The sequence below is a fragment of the Leptolyngbya sp. FACHB-1624 genome, from assembly GCF_047649235.1.
GTDB lineage: Bacteria > Cyanobacteriota > Cyanobacteriia > Leptolyngbyales > Leptolyngbyaceae > Leptolyngbya > Leptolyngbya boryana.
Genome location: NZ_CP180258.1, coordinates 4,247,399 through 4,266,415, shown reverse-complemented (window position 1 = coordinate 4,266,415; position 19,017 = coordinate 4,247,399). Strand labels below are relative to the sequence as shown.

The 19,017-nt window shown below is 46.5% G+C and carries 23 protein-coding genes and 1 pseudogene; 13 read left to right on the top strand and 11 right to left on the bottom strand.

All coding sequences use genetic code 11. From position 1 onward, the window contains the following. Window positions 1-12: 12 nt before the first annotated feature. Complete coding sequence (locus ACMUEV_RS20255; protein ID WP_190651707.1) at window positions 13-375, bottom strand: restriction endonuclease; 363 nt, start codon at window positions 373-375, stop codon at window positions 13-15. A 507-nt stretch (window positions 376-882) separates the two neighbouring features. Here ACMUEV_RS20255 and ACMUEV_RS20250 point away from each other — a divergent pair. The 3 genes from ACMUEV_RS20250 to ACMUEV_RS20240 are packed head-to-tail and all read left to right on the top strand — an operon-like array spanning window position 883 to window position 1,682. Then, complete coding sequence (locus ACMUEV_RS20250) at window positions 883-1,128, top strand: type II toxin-antitoxin system VapB family antitoxin (protein ID WP_190651709.1); 246 nt, start codon at window positions 883-885, stop codon at window positions 1,126-1,128. Further along, complete coding sequence (locus ACMUEV_RS20245; protein ID WP_190651711.1) at window positions 1,125-1,430, top strand: type II toxin-antitoxin system RelE/ParE family toxin; 306 nt, start codon at window positions 1,125-1,127, stop codon at window positions 1,428-1,430. Before ACMUEV_RS20250 ends, ACMUEV_RS20245 begins: the two co-directional genes overlap by 4 nt. An 18-nt stretch (window positions 1,431-1,448) precedes the next feature. Continuing rightward, a complete protein-coding gene (locus tag ACMUEV_RS20240) occupies window positions 1,449-1,682 on the top strand; it encodes a DUF4058 family protein (RefSeq protein ID WP_190651712.1) in 234 nt (77 codons plus the stop codon). An 87-nt stretch (window positions 1,683-1,769) separates the two neighbouring features. Here the strand turns inward: ACMUEV_RS20240 and ACMUEV_RS20235 are convergent, their stop codons facing one another. From ACMUEV_RS20235 to ACMUEV_RS20225, 3 genes are all read right to left on the bottom strand, one after another. Further along, window positions 1,770-2,303: a hypothetical protein gene (locus ACMUEV_RS20235; protein ID WP_190651714.1), complete on the bottom strand. Its 534-nt coding sequence runs from the start codon at window positions 2,301-2,303 to the stop codon at window positions 1,770-1,772. Continuing rightward, window positions 2,258-2,581 carry a hypothetical protein gene (locus ACMUEV_RS20230; protein ID WP_190651716.1) on the bottom strand — a complete coding sequence of 108 codons (324 nt, stop codon included), beginning with the start codon at window positions 2,579-2,581 and terminating at the stop codon, window positions 2,258-2,260. The genes ACMUEV_RS20235 and ACMUEV_RS20230 overlap by 46 nt, the downstream gene beginning before the upstream one ends. Window positions 2,582-2,656: 75 nt before the next feature. After that, window positions 2,657-3,418, bottom strand: coding sequence for a DUF4058 family protein (locus ACMUEV_RS20225; protein ID WP_190651718.1), 762 nt, complete (start codon window positions 3,416-3,418; stop codon window positions 2,657-2,659). 67 nt (window positions 3,419-3,485) lie between these two features. On the opposite strand from ACMUEV_RS20225, the gene ACMUEV_RS20220 reads away from it, so the two are divergent. After that, window positions 3,486-3,650 carry a hypothetical protein gene (locus ACMUEV_RS20220; protein WP_190651720.1) on the top strand — a complete coding sequence of 55 codons (165 nt, stop codon included), beginning with the start codon at window positions 3,486-3,488 and terminating at the stop codon, window positions 3,648-3,650. A 149-nt stretch (window positions 3,651-3,799) separates the two neighbouring features. On the opposite strand, the gene ACMUEV_RS20215 is transcribed toward ACMUEV_RS20220, so the two are convergent. After that, window positions 3,800-4,108 carry a hypothetical protein gene (locus ACMUEV_RS20215; protein WP_190651722.1) on the bottom strand — a complete coding sequence of 103 codons (309 nt, stop codon included), beginning with the start codon at window positions 4,106-4,108 and terminating at the stop codon, window positions 3,800-3,802. 425 nt (window positions 4,109-4,533) lie between these two features. Between ACMUEV_RS20215 and ACMUEV_RS20210 the strand changes: the two genes are divergently transcribed. Further along, window positions 4,534-5,679 carry a tyrosine-type recombinase/integrase gene (locus tag ACMUEV_RS20210; protein WP_190651724.1) on the top strand — a complete coding sequence of 382 codons (1,146 nt, stop codon included), beginning with the start codon at window positions 4,534-4,536 and terminating at the stop codon, window positions 5,677-5,679. 56 nt (window positions 5,680-5,735) lie between these two features. Here ACMUEV_RS20210 and ACMUEV_RS20205 read toward each other — a convergent pair whose 3' ends face one another. From ACMUEV_RS20205 to ACMUEV_RS20190, 4 genes and pseudogenes are all read right to left on the bottom strand, one after another. After that, a complete protein-coding gene (locus ACMUEV_RS20205) occupies window positions 5,736-6,620 on the bottom strand; it encodes a TIR domain-containing protein (RefSeq protein WP_190651725.1) in 885 nt (294 codons plus the stop codon). A 9-nt stretch (window positions 6,621-6,629) separates the two neighbouring features. Further along, window positions 6,630-6,920: pseudogene (locus ACMUEV_RS20200) on the bottom strand (HEAT repeat domain-containing protein); the annotation flags it as partial. Between the two features lie 114 nt (window positions 6,921-7,034). Beyond that, on the bottom strand, window positions 7,035-7,934 hold the full coding sequence (locus tag ACMUEV_RS20195; protein WP_415354616.1) for a transposase: 900 nt from the start codon (window positions 7,932-7,934) through the stop codon (window positions 7,035-7,037). Window positions 7,935-7,979: 45 nt separating this feature from the next. After that, the gene (locus ACMUEV_RS20190) at window positions 7,980-9,032 is read right to left on the bottom strand and encodes a HEAT repeat domain-containing protein (protein ID WP_348251662.1); all 1,053 of its coding nucleotides are present in this window, start codon (window positions 9,030-9,032) and stop codon (window positions 7,980-7,982) included. Window positions 9,033-9,080: 48 nt separating this feature from the next. Between ACMUEV_RS20190 and ACMUEV_RS20185 the strand changes: the two genes are divergently transcribed. Next, window positions 9,081-9,323 carry a CHAT domain-containing protein gene (locus ACMUEV_RS20185; protein WP_415354792.1) on the top strand — a complete coding sequence of 81 codons (243 nt, stop codon included), beginning with the start codon at window positions 9,081-9,083 and terminating at the stop codon, window positions 9,321-9,323. A gap of 120 nt (window positions 9,324-9,443) precedes the next feature. On the opposite strand, the gene ACMUEV_RS20180 is transcribed toward ACMUEV_RS20185, so the two are convergent. Beyond that, a complete protein-coding gene (locus tag ACMUEV_RS20180) occupies window positions 9,444-10,127 on the bottom strand; it encodes a hypothetical protein (protein WP_190653556.1) in 684 nt (227 codons plus the stop codon). 118 nt (window positions 10,128-10,245) lie between these two features. On the opposite strand from ACMUEV_RS20180, the gene ACMUEV_RS20175 reads away from it, so the two are divergent. The 6 genes from ACMUEV_RS20175 to ACMUEV_RS20150 all read left to right on the top strand — a co-directional run bounded on the left by ACMUEV_RS20175 (window position 10,246) and on the right by ACMUEV_RS20150 (window position 15,388). Beyond that, window positions 10,246-11,277, top strand: coding sequence for an IS5 family transposase (locus ACMUEV_RS20175; RefSeq protein WP_415354662.1), 1,032 nt, complete (start codon window positions 10,246-10,248; stop codon window positions 11,275-11,277). A 265-nt stretch (window positions 11,278-11,542) separates the two neighbouring features. Further along, window positions 11,543-11,842, top strand: coding sequence for a hypothetical protein (locus ACMUEV_RS20170; protein ID WP_190649206.1), 300 nt, complete (start codon window positions 11,543-11,545; stop codon window positions 11,840-11,842). A 109-nt stretch (window positions 11,843-11,951) separates the two neighbouring features. Beyond that, window positions 11,952-12,512 carry a DUF4189 domain-containing protein gene (locus tag ACMUEV_RS20165; RefSeq protein ID WP_190649203.1) on the top strand — a complete coding sequence of 187 codons (561 nt, stop codon included), beginning with the start codon at window positions 11,952-11,954 and terminating at the stop codon, window positions 12,510-12,512. Between the two features lie 104 nt (window positions 12,513-12,616). Further along, window positions 12,617-12,847: a hypothetical protein gene (locus ACMUEV_RS20160; RefSeq protein ID WP_190649201.1), complete on the top strand. Its 231-nt coding sequence runs from the start codon at window positions 12,617-12,619 to the stop codon at window positions 12,845-12,847. A gap of 42 nt (window positions 12,848-12,889) precedes the next feature. After that, on the top strand, window positions 12,890-14,509 hold the full coding sequence (locus tag ACMUEV_RS20155) for a tetratricopeptide repeat protein (RefSeq protein WP_190649198.1): 1,620 nt from the start codon (window positions 12,890-12,892) through the stop codon (window positions 14,507-14,509). 21 nt (window positions 14,510-14,530) lie between these two features. After that, window positions 14,531-15,388 carry a type IV pilin-like G/H family protein gene (locus ACMUEV_RS20150; protein ID WP_190649195.1) on the top strand — a complete coding sequence of 286 codons (858 nt, stop codon included), beginning with the start codon at window positions 14,531-14,533 and terminating at the stop codon, window positions 15,386-15,388. A 189-nt stretch (window positions 15,389-15,577) separates the two neighbouring features. Here the strand turns inward: ACMUEV_RS20150 and ACMUEV_RS20145 are convergent, their stop codons facing one another. After that, a complete protein-coding gene (locus ACMUEV_RS20145) occupies window positions 15,578-18,115 on the bottom strand; it encodes a CHAT domain-containing protein (protein WP_190649192.1) in 2,538 nt (845 codons plus the stop codon). Between the two features lie 223 nt (window positions 18,116-18,338). On the opposite strand from ACMUEV_RS20145, the gene ACMUEV_RS20140 reads away from it, so the two are divergent. Further along, a complete protein-coding gene (locus tag ACMUEV_RS20140; RefSeq protein ID WP_190649189.1) occupies window positions 18,339-18,956 on the top strand; it encodes a hypothetical protein in 618 nt (205 codons plus the stop codon). The last annotated feature ends 61 nt before the right edge of the window (window positions 18,957-19,017 follow it).

Sequence of the window (19,017 nt, the reverse complement as noted above, 5' to 3'; positions counted from 1 at the left end):
GTCCTGCACATCTCACAGACTCCAAGAAGAAGTAGAATTAATGGCATCACGCACCTTAGCTGTTGCTTCGCATGATAGTAATAGAGTGTAGCGGTCGGCTTGATATGTTGCTGTTTGAATAGCTTGCTTTGCCTTCCTTTCCGTAAACTTCTCATATTGCTTACATTGAAAAGCCCATTGCTCACCATTCTCTAATTCAGCGATCAAGTCAATTCCTTGCTGACAGTCTCCTTGTTTGCCATATCGGTGGCAACTCTTAATCTCAGGTAGCCCGGCGACAAAATCAAGACAGAAAGATTCAAAGCGATCCCACGAAAAGGCAGAATCATTAAGAGGCAACTTATCTGGACGCTGTATGACAGGCGGTAGAACCATAATTTCGCAACTTTAAAGCTTCACTAAGGTAGCATAAGTAACTCTGCCGTGCTTGACTTTAAACATAGAACAACCGGACGCTGAGAGACTCCTATCCACATTTGAATACAGCACTGTTCAACGACTCTCTCTACGCCCGAACAATCGTAGCACTTCTCCCTTGAGGCGTTGTCGCAAGCTCATCTGTCAGTCGTTCCTCGATCGGGGCAGCAGTCCGACGACGATCGAGATTTGGCATCTCCCAACTGCTGCGTATATGCGAATAGTACGAGATCGCCCCTATAGGGAAATGAATATTACGGGGACTATTGGTTTAACTGAAATTGAGAAAACGACACTCATACTGTTGGGCGCGATTGCCTTTGGCAACAGCGAAGCTCCCGCATTCGACAACACCAAATTTCCCGCAGACGAATCCTAAGCCCGCACGATTGCCATCTAATTTCGCCAGCTAGAATCAGCTATATTTGAGGAAGCTCAATCCCTAAAGAGATCGAGGAGATACCAGTGAACACTCCCCTAGAAATCAACAGCGAACTCTTACAGGCTGCGATCGCTCTTGACGAAGAAGCCAGCACCGAAGCGATCGTCGAAACCGCGCTGCGCGAATATATCCAACGCCGCCAGCAGCTCAAACAAGAAGTCATGATCGGAGCCGCCGCCGCTGATCGAGGCGATCTAATCGACGGTGAAACCGCCATGAATGCTCTCAAACAGAGACTCGACTCTTGGCGCAATCAGGCATCCTCATGAGTCGCCGTTATCAGATTACTGCCCCAGCCAATCAAGACCTCGAAGAGATTTTGCGTCAGATTGCTGAGACATCTGGCTTCGATCTAGCTGACCAATTCTTGAGCCGCTTCACCCAAAAACTTCGCAATATCGCCAGCTTTCCCAATCTCGGCAAACCCCGAAAAGAATGGGGCGAAGATTATCGAAGCTTGATTCAGAATAACTATCGAGTCACCGACGAAGTAGTCGAAATTTTCCGTGTAGTCAGCGGTTATCGGGATCTTGACACCCTGTTCAACGAGGATCAAGACAATCCTCCCTAGCTAGACCCCGTGATTTCAATGCAGGCCGAACTGTATCCATCTGGACTGCGGCAACCGTTGCCCACGATCGGAATTCCATTGCTCCCCGATGACGAAGAACCGACACTGGCAATGCAATCGATTTTAGACCTAGTGTATCGTCGAGGACGATATCATCAAGCAATTGACTATCATCAGCCTGCTGTTCCGCCGGTCCCAAAGTCAGAATTGGAATGGGCACAAGCACAAATCGAATCGAGCAATCAAGTTTAATCGAAACGCTTTAGATTGTAGTTCTTTGAGACTTCTGAAGGGTGATCTGTCCATCGACTAACACTCGTTCGCCCGATCGCTTTCGGTCTATTTCTTCTTTTTACGATTTTTTCCTTGAGAGGTGGGTTTCGGGTTGGACGGCTTCTGAGAGAATCCTTTGAATTCTGTCGATCGTGCTGGAGAGCGATACCCTCTCGCTGGCTCCACGAAGCTAGATTGCGATCGCACTTCTGTCCACGATTTTAGTCCCAAATCCACTTGAATTTCATCCCAATCTCCGCTGATAGACGGGTCGATATGTCCGCCAGCAAAAGCCCGCTCAATCACGCTAGCAGCCTCCACCGCTTTGAGCGATGCCAGCACTCCCACCATAAATCCATTCACATCTGATTGATGCTTGGAAGCATCCCGAAGTTCCTCGGTGCAAATCTCGATACACTGCGGTTGCAAGTTAGGATTCGCCTTCGTGATTCTTTCTAGTCCCTCGATTGCCACAAAGTCAGAATAACTCGCCTCCTTGGAGGGATTGCGACGACTCAAATGGCGACGGATGCCTGGAATGGCAGCCTCTCCCATCAGCAGAAATACTTCAGGTAATTCATCACTGAACCATTCCCCCATCCGTCATCTTCTCCAAACCGTTCGTAAGTTTGAAGCAGTGGTTCGACCGCATCACCCGCTTTGAGTTGCGCCAAGGCTCGCCATGCATGAACCGTTGCCCAGCCTTCGGTATATTCATCCAATGTGTAAAGCTCTGCATCCGTCGCCATCTCGATCAAACTGGGAATGTCGGCAGACGTGATGCCGCGTGCAGCATAATCCGCCCAGTCTGTTGACGCGATCGGCAGGTCGCTTCCCAGGGTGAGGAGTTGTGCGACTGCACCAGAATAGTTCTTCATCGACAGGTTTGACCTCCACGTTTACAACATTCTGCCGATCATAGATCCACCTGTGAGCATTGCAGCAATTCCAAATCAGCGTCTGAGCAATGTTTCGACCCACTGACCGTCGGCTTCAGACAATTTCGGTTGAAGCGGGCGAGTGTAGTCGATGGCTAACTGATATCGCCCCTTGTCATACACTCGATGCAGTAGAGATTGCAAGTCGAGCATGGGTTCTGCTTCACCGGGAACGAGCGGGATTGGAATTGTTGGAATCGGTTGACGCAAGCCGAAAGCATAGAGATCACACCTCGGACGCTCATTGCCGCGACAGATTAAGATGCGGTAGTCTCCAAGATGTTGACTCGCGATCGGGAACGGTTTGCCGCCACGAAGCAAATCAATCTCAACCAGATTCGTCGCACTAGCTAAGACTTGATTGCGTTTGCGTTCATACGCGATTCTCCCTTCCCCCGATCGCTTGTTCTTCGGAGACAAGATCTCCAGTACTGTCACCACGGTTCCTGTTGCCACTTCACGAATCTCCAGATATCGCTCATTCACTTCTTCCAAGATGGGAACGGTCACTTTTTCCGGCAAGACAGACAGCGAAGACTGAGCGGTTGAAGCGGTTGATTCAACTTTGCCTGTCACCACTGAAACATCGGGAATGCCAACGAGCAAACTTTCATCGTCGTTACTGAAGTAAGTTCGTTTCTCGATTTCAACGCGGTATTTTTCGCTGAGGTGGTCTACCAGGTCATCTGCAATGGCAACAATGAGACGGTTATGCACCGCCGACCAGAATTCCGGATCTTCAAGAAAGGGATTCATCCCAGGAAAGGGCGATGTCATCGCACAACCTCAGTTGACCTTAGCTTCTATGATATCAATTGCACTGATTCAAGGAATTTCATGAGGTATGTGTGGAGAGGGGGCTTCGGTTAAGATTTCTCCAACGCGATCGCGATCGTCGAGTTTGGAACCAACGAGATCAAGGTTGACCGATTTTGCTGCGCTAGAGAAAGAGTATCGATTGGGTCAGGCAACTGCGTATCCGATGTGTGGGCGAATGTGGGGCGGATGAAACGCGAGAACAATGTGATCTTTGGGAACTCCCACGGTGACAAGTTAATCAGTGATGCCGTGATCGAGTCCGTCATGATGGAGCCAGATTTTACCGTTGCGAATTTCGGCTTTTTGGCTAATCGCTCGATTGATAAAAATGGAGAAATTTTAAGGTTTCGCGCATTGTCGTTGGATCAAGAGATGATCAGTCTCAAAGACTTGACTCAAATAATCTAAAGCCTTGCGAACGCGATCGATCTTAATTTGATGCGTTTCTCGAATGACTCGTAAAACATGAGCTTCAACAAGATTGGCAAACGAGAGTTCAGGCTGATTCGGATCAGGGCGTTGAATCAGTGGCTCAAATTGCTGTTGCCCCTTTTGAGTTGAATAAGAGCGCCCGTTAATCCACGACCGCAGCGTACCCAGAGGCATTCGCACGTATCGAGCGGCATCTGCCACCGAATACGCTGGCACGTTATGGATTTCGGCATTCCAATTCAACGCAGAGCTTTTTCGGAAAAATAGTAATAGATCTTATATTCTAAGCATACCGACTCTAAGTGGAAACGATCAGAATTTTCTTCCTTTGAAGGCTCTACTGGGGGAAGTTTGGGGGGATTTTTGGAAGCGATCGCGCAAACTCATTCGCAGACAGCACTTTTATCTGATGACCCCGATCTTGGGGTAGTAGGGGTCGTGGGTTCAAATCCCGCCGCTCCGATTAGATGAAAGCCTTGCAGGGCAATACTTGCAGGGCTTTTCTCGTGCAAAGGGGACTTCGGCATTGCGGTAGAATTGGTACAGAATCTAGTACGATTTACCTCGATTTGGAGCGTTAATTGGCACTGGATTGGAACTCAAATTGCCTCGAAACTACCCCCTAGTCAGCGAGTGCCAATATGCCCCAATCAAAAGCCCAAGCCGGAAAAGTTGAAATTCTGGTTCAAAGCGATCGCCTTCGATTGCGCTGGTCCTGGATCAAATCATTAGGCGGCGACGGCAGGCGTTATGTTCTGCCTTTAAGACTGCCGGATACCCCTGTGAATCGAAAAGTGGCTCAGACGAAAGCCCAAATCATTGAGCAGGATTTAGCCACCAATCACTTCGACCCCACACTCAACAAGTACCGTGTGCAGCAATCGACGACAAGGCTGACCGTGGTTGCTCTGTTTGAACGGTATATGGAGGCGAAGACGCCGCACGTTTACAAGTCCACGTTGATTAAGTACCGGGGCTTGCTGTCACATCTTAAGAAGCATTTCCGCGCGAAACCTGCCAATGCGATCGGACAAGTTGAAACGATTGTATTTCGCGACTGGCTGACAAACTCAGAGAAGCTAGAGCCAATTACCGTAAAAGATAAGCTGTATCTTATTTCGGCTTGCTGGGACTGGGCAGTTTTAGAAAAGATGTGCCCGGATAATCCTTGGTTGCCTGTCGTGTCCTCGTTCAAAGTGCCACCCAAGCAGAAACCGAAGCCCTTTACTCGTGACGAAATTAAAATGATCGTGCAGGGGTTTCGCACCGATCCTGAATATTGCTTCTATGGCGATTTCGTGGAGTTTTTCTTATCGATTGGATGTCGGACAGGCGAAGCGGTTGCGCTGTTATGGAAGCATGTGAGTGATGATTGTGGAACAGTCTGGATTGGTGAGAGCGTAACTGTGGATGGAGATCGCAAGGCGGAGAAACGGTATCGGGCGCGATCTCTGCCTTTGCCAGATCGACTCAAGGCATTGCTTCTGGCTCGTCGCCCTGCCAAGGTCGATCCCGAAGCTCCTATTTTTTCATCACGACGAGGGAAAATAATTAGTACCCGGAATTTTGCGAAGCGAGCTTGGAGAACGGTGCTGGAGAAATTGAGCATCGATTATCGTCGTCCCTACACGAGCCGTCGAACATCCGCAACGATCAGTTATGAGTATGGGGAAAATCCAGCGATCGTAGCGCGTCGATTAGGGCATGATCCGAGGACGTTGTTTCGCAATTACCTGGACGATGGAGAAGGATATATTACACCACCACCGGATTTGCTAGCGGACTAGGAAATAATTCATGCCCCATCCAAGCTAGATGTAGAGCATCTAAATCGTGACAAGTTCTAGCTCTTTGTTGTGCTGATTCTGATTGCGACTTCTTGAATTTCTGCTGCGATCGCTCGAAATACTTCATCTTGATTGTCCCAAAGAGTGACAGCCAGACCGTTTTTGGGTAGGACGGGTATGTTGCCAAAAAGTTCTCCGGTTAAGTTCACAGGACGCAGCAAAATAGGGATAACATGAGCCTCGCCTGCTTGGTGTCGTGCGATCGCTCGTCGAATTTCTACTTCATAGCAATGGTCATCTGCCACTGAGTCAGGGCTGATTAGCAGCAGAATGATATCAGCCGTATTGAGGCGATCGTTAATCACTTGTTCTCGCTCTTCTCCAGGGAGAATTTTACGATGATCCCAGCTTGTAATAGCGTCTTGGCGTTTGAGTACGTCCAGATGTTTAACGAGTTCATTTTGTAGAAGTTCATCGTTTGAAGCATAGGAAAAGTAGATAGCAACGGTTTTGCCTGAAGGAATAAGACCTTGAGCAACTTCGTGATTGTAAAACTTGTAGCGGCTTTGAATGGTTGGAATTACCCAAGCAATCTGCTCAATGTAATTCCTGGTAGCTATGTTTTGCAAAACTCGTAACTTGCTTGCCGCAATTTCGGGATGACATCCAACAAGAACTAAAGCAACCCTGTTGGAGAAATATCGATCTGCTCTATACTGCCCTGGGTTTTCTAATGCTTCTACCAGCCAATTGCACATATCGTGATCAGCCAACTCAGATAGAATTTTAATCACTTCGTTTGTTGATTCCTGTCCTGCATCAATTAGTGCTTGACGCAGGTAGGGCAGCACTGCTGCTCTGCCGAGCTTACCAAGCTCAACAGCAGCAGTTTGCCATCCTTCCTCTGTTAACTGAACTATATTCCATAAGGGTTCTTTCACGTTGAGTTTTGCCAAGCATCTGATCGCTTGTATCCGACTGAAGTAGCTTTTATTCAGAGCAATCAATAGTTCTGGAATAGATTCTCGCCTGCCAAAATTACTTAATGAAAATGCTGCTTCTCTACGAACGTCTGAATTATCATCAGAACGCAAAACAATTAGTAAGTGTGAGATCGCCTCTTCATGATTAACACATCCTAGAGCCTGAGTAGCCATTAATCGGATATGTGCCCAATTATCCTTCTCAATAGACCTTTCCAGAAATTTACAAGCGTTACTGCTCCTGAATTTGAGGGCGATCTTACCAGGATAGTTACTGAACGCAATCCTGCGGGTTTGCGGCAGTTTCTATTAGAAATGAACTCTCAAGATTGAAGACTTACATTGGCATCACCTCCAGTTTTTCCTACTTGTTTAAACAGGCAGTTCAATCGCCCCTAATCGCAGTGGCACTAATCCACAAATGGCTAGGATTACCTCTGCATAATGGTCTTTTCTCAACCGCATCACCTCTTTGGCAGCGCGGAAGATTTTCAGATGACGCATCAGATGTTCAATCACAATCCGTTCGCCTGCAAAAATGCGATTGGCTTCGGTTTGAGCTTCACTGAGTTCACGTCCTTTGGGCTTCTTGTGCGGGGTGCGAGTACGGTCTGCCCCTTGATACGCTTTATCCCCCGCAAAGGTCTGCTGGGTGCGAAACCGCGATTGTTGTTGCCGAAATAAGGTGACATCCGCACTCGGACCGGGATGAGCAACGATGGCATCAACAATATCGCTGCCATCGGGCAAGCCAATCACCGATTGTTTATAGGTCGTCTGCTTCTTTTTGCCAGAGTAGTGTTGCTTCTGGAGGTCTGAGTCACCCGGACGTTGACGCACCTGCTCAGTGCTATCGACAATCAACTCCCACTCCACCAGCATCTCGGTGATCACTGACCAAGCTGCCTCGCAATCCTCAAATTCCTCACACAGACTCGCAGGCAGCGCTTGACGCAAAAACTCCACCCAATAGTGCGTCACGGCATGAGCTTGACTCGAACTCACCTCAAACGTTAAACCTAAAATTTCAAAGGTCGGATAGTGTCGCAAGTAGTACAAGCACAGCAGGATCTCGGTTTCAGTCCTCAACATGGTGGGACGACCTGCGCCAGCAGCATTGACTCGAATCTTGCGAGCATCCTGTTGGGCAATGGATTCCGCTTCTAACTGTTGCAGATAGCTGATTAACGAGGACAATTGCTCATATTCAATTCCCAAAAGGGAGCGACTGCGATGCGGAGAAGTCTGGATATAATGAAATAGATTTTTCATGGGATGGTGAGCGGTAAAAATTCCGTTTTACCATCTTTTTTCTGCCTAATTTAATTTTTGAATACGTCTAATAGATAAGTTAGGCTTTGCGGAAGTCATCCCAAGCTTTACCGCTTCAGCGAGTGTAGGGAGAGCGGAAGTATTCCCCAGACTGCCCAAAGTGAAGGCAGCAGTTCTAGCGATATCGGAATTTTTATGAGTCAGCAATTGTTCTAGTCGGCTTTGATCTTCAATTCTTCTATTGATAAGCCTCTTTTTGACTTCATCACGAAGTTTTGAGTCAGGATGCGCGACAAAATTAATTAGTGTCTGAGTGACAAGCTCACTCGTCGATTTCCCTAGTAGCTCAATTAGGCGTATCTGAATAGATACATTTTGTTCTTGTTCTAAAATTTCTACTAATTGGGGAACAAACGGTTCAAGAGAGTTTCTATCAGCTGCTCCAACTAAATTGAATAGATAGTTTTTATCGCTTTGAATTTCTGGATTTCTCAGTTCATGTATCAGTAGTTCGAGACATGCTTGACCATCAAGCTTCATAAGTAGACTTGGTGCTTGAGTTACCGTCCATATCAAGACGTTTCCGCTTCTTCGATCCGCCAGTAGCTTACTACGAAGAAAAATGATTGCTTTCTGTGGAGCGATATATGCTAATGCCTCAATATGAGCCATCCAGGTAACAGCTGTTGGGTCATTATCTCTAAAGGATAGTTGAGCAAAAAATACTGAATCAATCTCTTTTAATCTATTTACAAGAAAATCAATTACGGCTTGGTCGCTAGTCTGTCCCACAAAATTTGCAGCGATTCGGGTGACATTGATATCCTGACTATTCAATGCTTGAAGAAGCGATGGAAGAACTTCTTTCGATCGTGTTCTTCCCCAAAGCTCTACTCTCAACCACTCTGGCAGATTTCGACTGTCTATTAATTGATTAGTTAGCTCTACAGTCTTCTTGTGAAACTGCGGACTAGCTGCACCTGCTAATCTCGTGCCTAGTAATAAATCGACCTCCAGCGCCAACTTGACCACACGTTGGGCTTGAAGTTCTTCTTTTACCAAGGTCAACATTAAAGCGATTGCCTCAGTCCACTTCACAGTGCTGATCTAGTTGTTTTAAGTGCTTGCGATACTGGACGAGGAAGAATTACTGGAGATGGTATTGTTGGACTCTCGCGATCGTTCATTGCTGCCGGAGTTCCTAGCGTGGTTGTTTCGCTCTGGACAATTCCTGATGCTCCGACCGCAGATTTGATGAAAGAGTTTTATCAACAACTCCAACGTAATCCCGATAAGGCACAGGCTCTCCGACAGGCAATGCTGATGATGCTCAAAACACATCCAGAGCCGAAACAATGGGCAGGATTTACTCTTATCGGTGAACCTTAGTAGAACTAGACTCTTGCTCTAGCAATAGGCAACATACATCGAGTTTTTTAACTTGAGCCATTCCCAAATTGCGCCTTGCTCATTTAGAATTTATAACTTTGCGCTCAAGAGGGTATGCAATCAACTTGATCCAGACTTCCAACCTGCTTCAGTACAACGACCAGGTTGATTGTTCGGCGGAAGACACCAAACTGCTTTTCCATCGAAGACGGCACCCGGTTGAATTGGAGTCAATTCGTATAGTTCTCGCCAAGGTAGTGCGCCACTCTCAATCACAGGACGATACTGATTGCCTTTGATGTCGATCGCATGAACAGTGCCGCTTTGAATATAGCGCCCCTCTTTGATAGCGGACGATGAAAGAGACGAGGTTAGTTCTGCCTCACACATTGCTTCTTTCGTTTTGCATCCTTTCGCAATTTGACCATTTTTAGAGAGCTTTGTGACCACATTTTTAGGGAACTTGGTCTTAGGATCTTGGATTTTTTTGAACTGGAAACGGCTTCCATCGCTCAGACGAACCAGATTGGAGAACTGCCCTCGGTAATCAATTGTTGGGTGGTCAGAGCCAAACGATCGAATCACAGTCGTTCCATCAATTGCGATCGCGACCAGCTTTGTCGTTTCAGGTTTACCTTCAAAGTTCACGAATCGTGTTCCAACGAATGGGAGATCTTTGGCAGGAGGTTGGGGAGACTCTTTCGCAGGAGGTTGGGAAATTTGAGTGCAAGCAGAAAGACCGATCGAAACTGTAAGGAATGCGATCATAATGCCTGAAAAATAGCGCCTCTGAGGTTCGGACATAATCTTGTGATTTGGCTGTAACTCTCTTGTGGGCACCTCGAAAAATTAGATTAAGAGCCGGGAAGATAGCGATAAAGAGTGTCAGGGTAGAAGCAGCGTCACTTGGAGAATGTCACCAATGGGACAAGGATTCGGCAAAGAGAGAATCGAACAACGTCAGACCAAACTAGAACAGAAGAAAGACCTGTTAGTGCGCTTAGGTGAAGTAATTGAGTGGGAAGCGTTTCGAGCGAGTCTAGAACGGGTGCATGAAAAGCCGCGTAAGAGCAGAGCGGGACGCAAAACGCATGATGTGATTTTGATGTTCAAGCTGCTGATATTGCAGCAGTTATACAACATTAGTGATGAAGAACTAGAGTATCAAGTGAATGACCGACTCTCATTCATGCGATTTTTGGGATTGAGCATCGGGGATGTCGTCCCGGATGCGACGAGTGTTTGGTTATTCCGCAAACAGTTGCGCGAGTTGGGACTGATTGAAGCCTTGTTTGAGCAGTTTGATGGATATCTGCGAACCCAGGGGTATCAAGCCAAAGGGGGGCAGATCGTGGATGCGACGTTGATTCCGGTTCCGAAACAGCACAACCGCAAGGAGGATACCGAACAGCTAGAGCAAGGGGAGATTCCGACTGGTTGGAGCGAGCATCCGAAACGGTTTGAGCAGCGAGACTTGGATGCACGGTGGACAAAGAAGCACGGCAAAAGCTACTTCGGCTACAAGAGTCACATCAGCATTGATGTCGAGCATGGTTTTATTCGGCGTTATGCGGTCACGGATGCGTCAGTGCATGATTCTCAGATGCTGGAGCAACTGTTGGATGATGACAACGAAACGGATGCGGTGTGGGGAGATAGTGCGTATCGGTCTGAGGTAATTGAAGCCGTCCTTGACCTGTTGCAGTTTGAGAGCCACATTCATGAACGTGCTTACCGCAATCATCCGCTGACCGAACAACAGCAAGCAGACAATCGTGAGCGCTCCAGGGTTCGTGCCAAGGTCGAACACGTCTTTGGCAACTGGATCATGACAATGGGAGGTAAGATTGTGCGCTCGATTGGGCTGGATGCGGCAACAGCTCACTTGGGACCGAAGCATCTGACTTACAATTTCAAGCGATTAGTGTGTCATCAGGCTCAAATCGTAGCCTAAAACAGGCAGGAATGCAGCGATGATACTCATGTAAAAGTTACGCTTGGGTGTGTTGCGTCTATACTACGACATCGGTAGTCCAGAAATGAATTTTTCGAGGTTCCCTTGTGTAGGTTTAGAGTTCATGAATCGAGAGGTTATGCAGGGGTGAGATTGGGCTTGCATAACCTCTCGAAATGCAATACCTACTCACAAGAGATCGTGGCAATACTCACCTCAACTGAGGCTGACGTTTCTACTGCTCATTAATTCGGCAACAACAAACATGAAAAATATTCAGGTCATTGACTGTGCACTTAACTGTGCTTACGACATCTACGCCGTCACTGAAGAGGAATTTCTCAAAATCTTTCCAGCACCAGAGCAGGACATTCAGTTCAATGAAGACATCGAAAATGATGAAGAGATCAAACAGATTTTGGCTCGAATGTGGAAGAGGCGCGTGAACAAACCAGAGACTCAAGGGATTCATGGCACTCTGTTCTACCAATTTCCTGAAAAGAAGCGGTTTTACCCCAATAAACGAGAGCATGACCTAACTCTAAAGCGGGGTAGACCTTCTTAAATTTCTGTGAGCTTGCATAACCTTCCTCAATGTGGAACTTAAACCCACACAAGAGCAACCCAAGTTGCTTTTAATCATTATCAACTTGCATTCATTTCCAGAAGTATCCATGAATCTCGTCAGATGCTCTTCTCTATCTACAAAACTCGCTTTGCCTGCTTTCTCGATCGCTGTCACCTTAACCAGTGCCGTAATCTCGAACGTGCCAGCACACGCAGGAAATATTTGCCCTCCAGGGACATATCAGCAAGGTGGGGGCAATGCAGGATGGATCGGTTGTGCCCCAATCCCAGGGAATGATCCGGCTCCGAGTCAACCTTCTCGACCCTCTGGGTACTGGAAGCACTCTCATGGTGCGCTCGTTTGGGGAAACTATCCGGATGGTAGACCCAATTTTGCTTGGACAGCGGAGTATAACAGCCGAGAACAAGCAAAAATTGATGCAATGAATCTCTGCACGACCAAACTTCAAAATTGTCGTCTTGCCAATGAGTTTAGCAATGGATTTTTGGTGGTTGTGAAGGACAGCAAAGGAACTTTATATCAGGGTTTTCATGAAAAGCGCCGTCGAGCAGAACGCAATGCTCGTAGAGCCTGTCAATCGGCTGGCGGAAAAGATTGCAAGGTTGAACAAATTGTGAATAGTTCGCCCAGGTTCTACCGATACTAGCAATTTGTAAGGACTCGGAAGTGCGTTGAGAAGAAAATTTCTGAACTGCATCTCCTCGCGATCGCAATACTCTATACCGATTCATAGGTAATCCACGATGCTCGATGTATAAACCTCTCTCTATCATCTTTCTGACCTTGCTGTCTTTCGTTAGCACTCCGACGGTCAGCCTTGCTCAAGCCTGTGTCGGTCTTGATGGAGCTTCTGTTTCTAACCCATCTCCTGATTCTCAAATCGCTAAAAGTCAGCAAAGTAGAGAAATGGCGGAGATAGCAGTAGCATTGTTCAGAGCGGGTCAACCGAACCGAGCCGCTCAGGTAAATGAACAGATTTGATCGCGCTTCAAGTTAGAACCGAAAGATCTCACAACCTTAGTGATGATTCAGTATTTGATGGCTGGAGATCAGGCTGCCGCGACTGCACAACTGCCCAAGCTTGAACTCACTGGATTTGGAGATATCGACGCGATTTTTCTTGCGACGCGTACTTTACCTGAGAAGAATCAGGTTGATTGGATGCTGAACGTAGTTGACCGACTTCCAATTAATAACGGCAAACTACTTTGGTGGATAGTTCTTGCAGAGCTTTATCCGAATCGCCCTGAGACTCGGAAAATTGCAGAAAAGATGCGATTGCTCCTGACAGAAGAAGATCGGCTTTCTGAGTGGGTTAATTTGGCAGTTGTCTATCGTCAGGCAGGAGATTTTGAGGCAGCGCGATCGCTGTTAGAATTTTTAGCCAAGCAAGCGCCATCGGACGCTCGGGATATATCAAGTCGGATCAAAATTGCTCAGGAATTTGCACACATTGGTCAGCCGAAACGGGCACTCACTGAACTCAATCAACTAAACAGCGAGATCGCACCAGGTCAACTTTCGACTCATCCTGACTGGACTCATCACCTTGCTCTTGCTCACGCTGCAATTAACAATCTCACAGCAGTCTCAGATCTGCTCCAGAAACTTTCTGATAAAGCTGATCCAGACTCTTTTAGTTTTCATGCTAAAGATGTCACTCGATCCGCGATCGCACGACAATTTGCAGAGCAAGGTAATTCTCAACAAAGCCAAAAATTTCTGCTCTCGATTAAAGATTCTCAACTGCAAGGAGAAACGGCTCAAAAGATTGTCCATCATTTTCTTCAAAAAGAACAATGGAGAAAGGCTGCTGCCATCTCAGCTTTTGTAGAGCCAAAACTGCAAGCGCTGATCACCTACAAAGCAGCACAAGCGAATCAGACCGCCATCAGTGATCGCATTGTTTCAGCGATGCGAGGTCAGGATATGGACATTACGCTGTTACTGCAAACAACTTATGTACTGAATCAAGTCGGCTACTACACCAAATCACGCCCGTTACTCAAAGAGGCATTAGCATTCATCACTGAGCAAAAGATCCAACCGCTCAGATACAAAGTCGCAGTGCAATTCGCCGATGCAGGTGAACTTGAGCAAGCCAATCAATTGTTAGATGAACAGGCTCGGAACTTTGAAAAACTATCGCGAGCGCAAAAAACCAGTCTCTCAATGTTTGATCCGCTACTGCTCGACGCACCCAATCCGGATGAATCAGCACTATGGCGATTCTTTGAGCATGTCCGGCTCAAAGCCCCAGATTTCAAACCAACTCAGCGAAATTCATCAAAGATTGAAGCAGTTCCAGTTCAGCGATCGCGAGAAGGTTCCATCGTGATGAATTTGGGAAGTCTAGCAACGTTTTACAGTCGCGCCCGTAACTTTGCGAAAGCCGATCAGTTTCTCCAGCGTATTCCTGATCAATACTGCGATTTCAAAGCATCGATTCTTGAATTTGTAGTTTCAGAAGCGATTGCAGCAAAACAACCCGATGAAGCTCAGAAATTACTTACAAAGTATTCTCGTCCTACAAATACGATGCGGAAAAGTTTGATTGCGATCGCGAATCTCTATCTAGATCAAAAGCAAACCGCAAAAGCGATCGCGCTTCTAGAACAAGCCCTGAACTTGAAATCATCTTGACCTGTATTCTAAGGACTAAACATGAAACTAGCCAACTGGTTCACAATTTGCAGTAGTCTCGTTCTCTTGCCCGCGCTTGTACGAGCACAGCCCACTTCCGAAGCCTCTCAGCAGATTGTGGGACGCTGGGAAGGGATTTACAAAGAAACGAAAATGTCGATGCCACTTATCTTTCGCTTTACATCAACCGGGAAACTCGTCGTTGCTGTTCCGGCTGGAAATCGGCAAGGACTACGAGCATATTGGGCGAACTATCAGCTAGATCCAAAACCTAACCCCATGCATATCGATCTGAGCTTTGAGGGCGATCATAACGTGATTCAGACGATTGTAGAAATCCCGAATCCGCGAACTTTGAAGTTACAACTGCGCCCAACAGAATCTTCTCGCAAGCGCCCAATCGCTTTTCGAGATGAAGTACAGTTCCAAAAGGTTTCAGAAACAGCGATCGTACCTCTAACCCAACTGTCAGAGGCAGAACGATCTAACTCTGGTGAAGGGCAATTTGTCATGACAACTTTGATCCAATCTGCAATTCTGCATCGAGTTGAAACTGATCAGTTTGCAAAGCATCTGATTGAACTTGGACTAAATTCCACATCAACGCAAAACTACCGCTTTCAGCTTTCATCCAAAGGGAATCAACTGGTATTGATTGCTCGTCCGAAAAAAGCAGGCATAAAAAGCTATATCGCAGTCATCTCCTCAGAACCTTCAAGAGATCAAGGTAGTACACAGTTAGGCGCGGCTGCAACGATTTGCCAGTCCGTTCGAGCTTCAACGATCGCACCTCCCATGCCCAAAGTCAGCCCCCGCAATTCTGACAGAGCTCATCCCATCATTACTTGTGGCTCTGGCTCTGCACCTTTATCGTTCTAATTTTCAAATAAGAGTGCTAGGGTAGCAATGTCTTCAGTGTCGATCGCACTTGGTTCACCCATTTCTAGATAGCTATTAATGCCAATTAAGAGTGCAAGCTTACGAGGGCTAGGTTGAGCAAGAACTTGCCCATATTAAATGGCTTGAGCAAGATACATTAACCTGCTGCTTGCAGAAAATGGCAATGGTTCATAATGCCTCCCCAATCAGCGTGAATGCTGCCCAGTCTTTTGGGTTTGGGTGGGCTTTGAGTGTTGCTAACATTGCTTGACGGAGTGCTTGTGCTTTATCTGGATTGCGCTGTAGCTGCTGATAGAATGCTTTCATTAGGTCAGAGGTAGGTGCATCGGGAACTGCCCAGAGCGAGACAATCACGCTGGGAACTCCTGCTGCGATAAACGATCGAGAGAGTCCGACGACTCCATCTCCTGTCACTCTTCCTCGTCCCGTATCACAAGCACTCAAGACGACCAAATCTGCATGAAGTTTCAGTTGTGCAATTTCCTCAGCCGTGAGGATGCCGCTATCTTTTTCAAATGGAGCAAGAGCGAGCCAACTTCTGAATCCATTACGATCGTCAAATGATCCATGTGTTGCTAGATGAATGATCTTCGCATCTAGCATTTGCTTCAAGACAGTTTTTTTCGTTCCTTGTTTGCCAGTAATTGCTTGTGTGTTGAATAGAGACGCGATCGTCATTGCTTCCTGCTCAGCATTGGGCAAATTTGATAGCTGTTTAACTTGGGATGAATTTGGATCATTGGGCATGAAAGGATTGCCTACAATCAGCGCATCTTTCCCTCGTGGACGGGATTTGAGGGCACGAGTTTTATCTAGGAGTTGAATCGAGGAAGCGGTGCGAAGCGTATGTTTCTCAATCAAATACTTACCATTTGCCGCTTTGAGGGCAGGAAAAGGAACGAGAAAAAGAGTGCGATCGGGAATAAACACAACATGCTGATTCGGATCAGTCGGGAGGAGAGATGCGATCGGTTCAATGAGTAACTTATGTAGTACTTTGAAATTCTCATCTGAATCAGACTGGCTACAAGGATTCTTTTGAGCCGTTTCATCGACAATCAGCCAATCAGATTGAGCACTCCGAACGCCGATCGAATTTCGACTGTTGCCAATCAGTTGAGCAATTTGTGAACATTGCTTAGGTAGAGCAGTTGTCAGATCGACCTGTCGAAATGAGACTTTGCCATTCGGCTGAATCACCCAGATGTATAGCTGTGTTTCTTTACCTCGATCGTAGATTGTGGAGTACTCGACTAACGTTGCATTCTGCGATCGCGCAATTTGAGTCAAGGTGTTGAGGTCGGGAGCATTGCGAGTCGTCTGTGAAGTGTTGGGTTGGAGTTGCTGACTGAGTCGTTCAATCAAAGCTTTTGTTCTTCCCCATTCTGAGACAGTCAGCGCTTTTTCAGGTTGGTTTTGAGCAATCAAAGCTTGTTGCAACCAACGATAGCTGCCGGATTGGATTTCAAACACTGAGATTTTAGCCGCTTCAGAAAGCCGATCTAATCGAATCGATTCATACAGTGCGATCGCAGCTCGTAAAGACTGCTCGGCTTGAGCAAACTGGCGAGTTCTGATCTGCATGATGCCTAAATTATTCAGCGTTGTCGCTTCACCATCGCGATTTTTGATCGCTCGAAAAATGAGCAGTGCTTGTTGGTAAGCTGCGATCGCGTCCTCATAGCGAGAAAGGGCAGAGTCAATAGCACCGCGATTTGAGAGAATTTGCGCTTCGCCATCGCGATTTTTGATCGCCCTAAAAATGGGCAGTGCTTGACGATAGTCTGCCAGGGCTTCGTCATAGCGATTCAGAGAGAAATAGATCACTCCTCGACTCAGTAGCATTTTTGCTTCTGAACTTCGATCTCCAAGCTTCTGATACATTGGAAGAACTTCGTCATAGGCTGCGAGTGCTTCTTTGTATCGAAACAGGTTGGAGTAAACTGCTGCTCGATTGGTGAGTGCTTGTTGTTCACCTTTTTGATCTTTGAGTTCTCGAAACATGAAGAGTGCAAGGTTGAAAGTGATCAGCGCATCTTCGTATTGTCCAAGCTGACTGTAAGCAATGCCTTGATTCATGGATGCCCCTGACGCATTCGCCCGATCTTTGAGTTCTCCGAAAATTGTGATCGCTTGATCAAAAGCTTCGATCGCATCTGCATGTCGAGAAAGACCGAGATAAACATTGCCTCGGTTTCTGATTGCTCTTGCTTCACCATGTCGATCGTTGAGTTCCCGATAGATGGGAATGACTCTGCTGAATGCTGCGAGGGCTTCCTCATATCGAGAAGTGGAACTGTAAATAAATCCCAGATTCATGGTAGCTCTTGCTTCGCTGCTGCGGTCTTTGACTGCTTGGAAGAGTTGTATGGCTGCTTTATAAGCTGCGAGTGCTTTGTCAGGCTGGGAAAGGTCATCATAGGCATTGCCCAAATTGGTGAGAGTTTTCCCTTGCCATTGGCGATCGCCAATGTCTTGATAAATCTTTGCAGCTTGCGCCCAAAGCGCGATCGCACGACCAATCTGTTTGGCTTCGTAAGATTGAACGCCCTCACGAAATAAGCGATCGGCTTCTGCTGTGCGATTGCTCTGTTGAGCTTGAGTAATAGTGGTTTGAGCCGATGCAAATTGAGCACTGATTCCAGTTAAGAACAGTGCAACAATAAGCCCACTCGTTAAGCTCAAGGATTTGAGAAAGCATCGCATCGCTTAGTCCTCGATCGTCTAGCTTGTACGTTAGAAGAAAAATTAGCACCGGGATTTTTTCTTCTTCTCATTTAAACTACGGAATTCCGAAAATTTACCGGGAAATCTTGAAATTTAATTCGGCAGGCGGATATTATAGAGAAAATCGCGATCGCACAACGATAGGGCTACATAACCTCTCCTACAGATAAACCTAATTAGAGAGTAGGTAAGTATAATTCATATGCAGCGCAAAAATTGCTTAATTCTCAACTTTGCGATCGTCAGTCTAATTACAATTTTGTTGATTCGCGATCGCTCAATCAACGAATTATTTCAAGTCTCACTTGATCAGAAAACCCAATCCTCGATCACACTCCCAGGATATCAATTAGATTGCCAGCAAGCAGACACACTGTACTGTAAGGTTAATCTTGCCAATTCGCCATTAATCATTGAGAATCCATCTAATAGCAACTGTAAGGCAACCTATGGAAAGCAAGTTTTACCTTGCTACCGAGTGCAAGCATCAGCGTTCGATACCTTATACATTAAAAATTTATATCTCAGTCAACAGCAGCAGGCAATGATTAATCTGCAAATTAGAATGAGAGCGATCGCAAGTCTGAGAATTCTAGAAAATGGAGTAGAGAACGGAATATTTCTACTCGCAATGCTGACTCTTCTATCGATCCTGAGTGGAATTAATGCGGTTGAAGCGTTTCGGGCTTGGTGTCACCAGCACTATCCCCAACATCGCCAATTTCAGGTTCTAGCTGCCATGATCGGAGGAATTGCGATCCCTGTACTTCTATCCTTCTACTTTTTCCAACTTCTCATCACCTTTGGATATGTTGGCTGATGATATTCAAATTTATTAGACCTGTTGGGAAATAAGTGATAATAGACAAGAGAACCGTCAT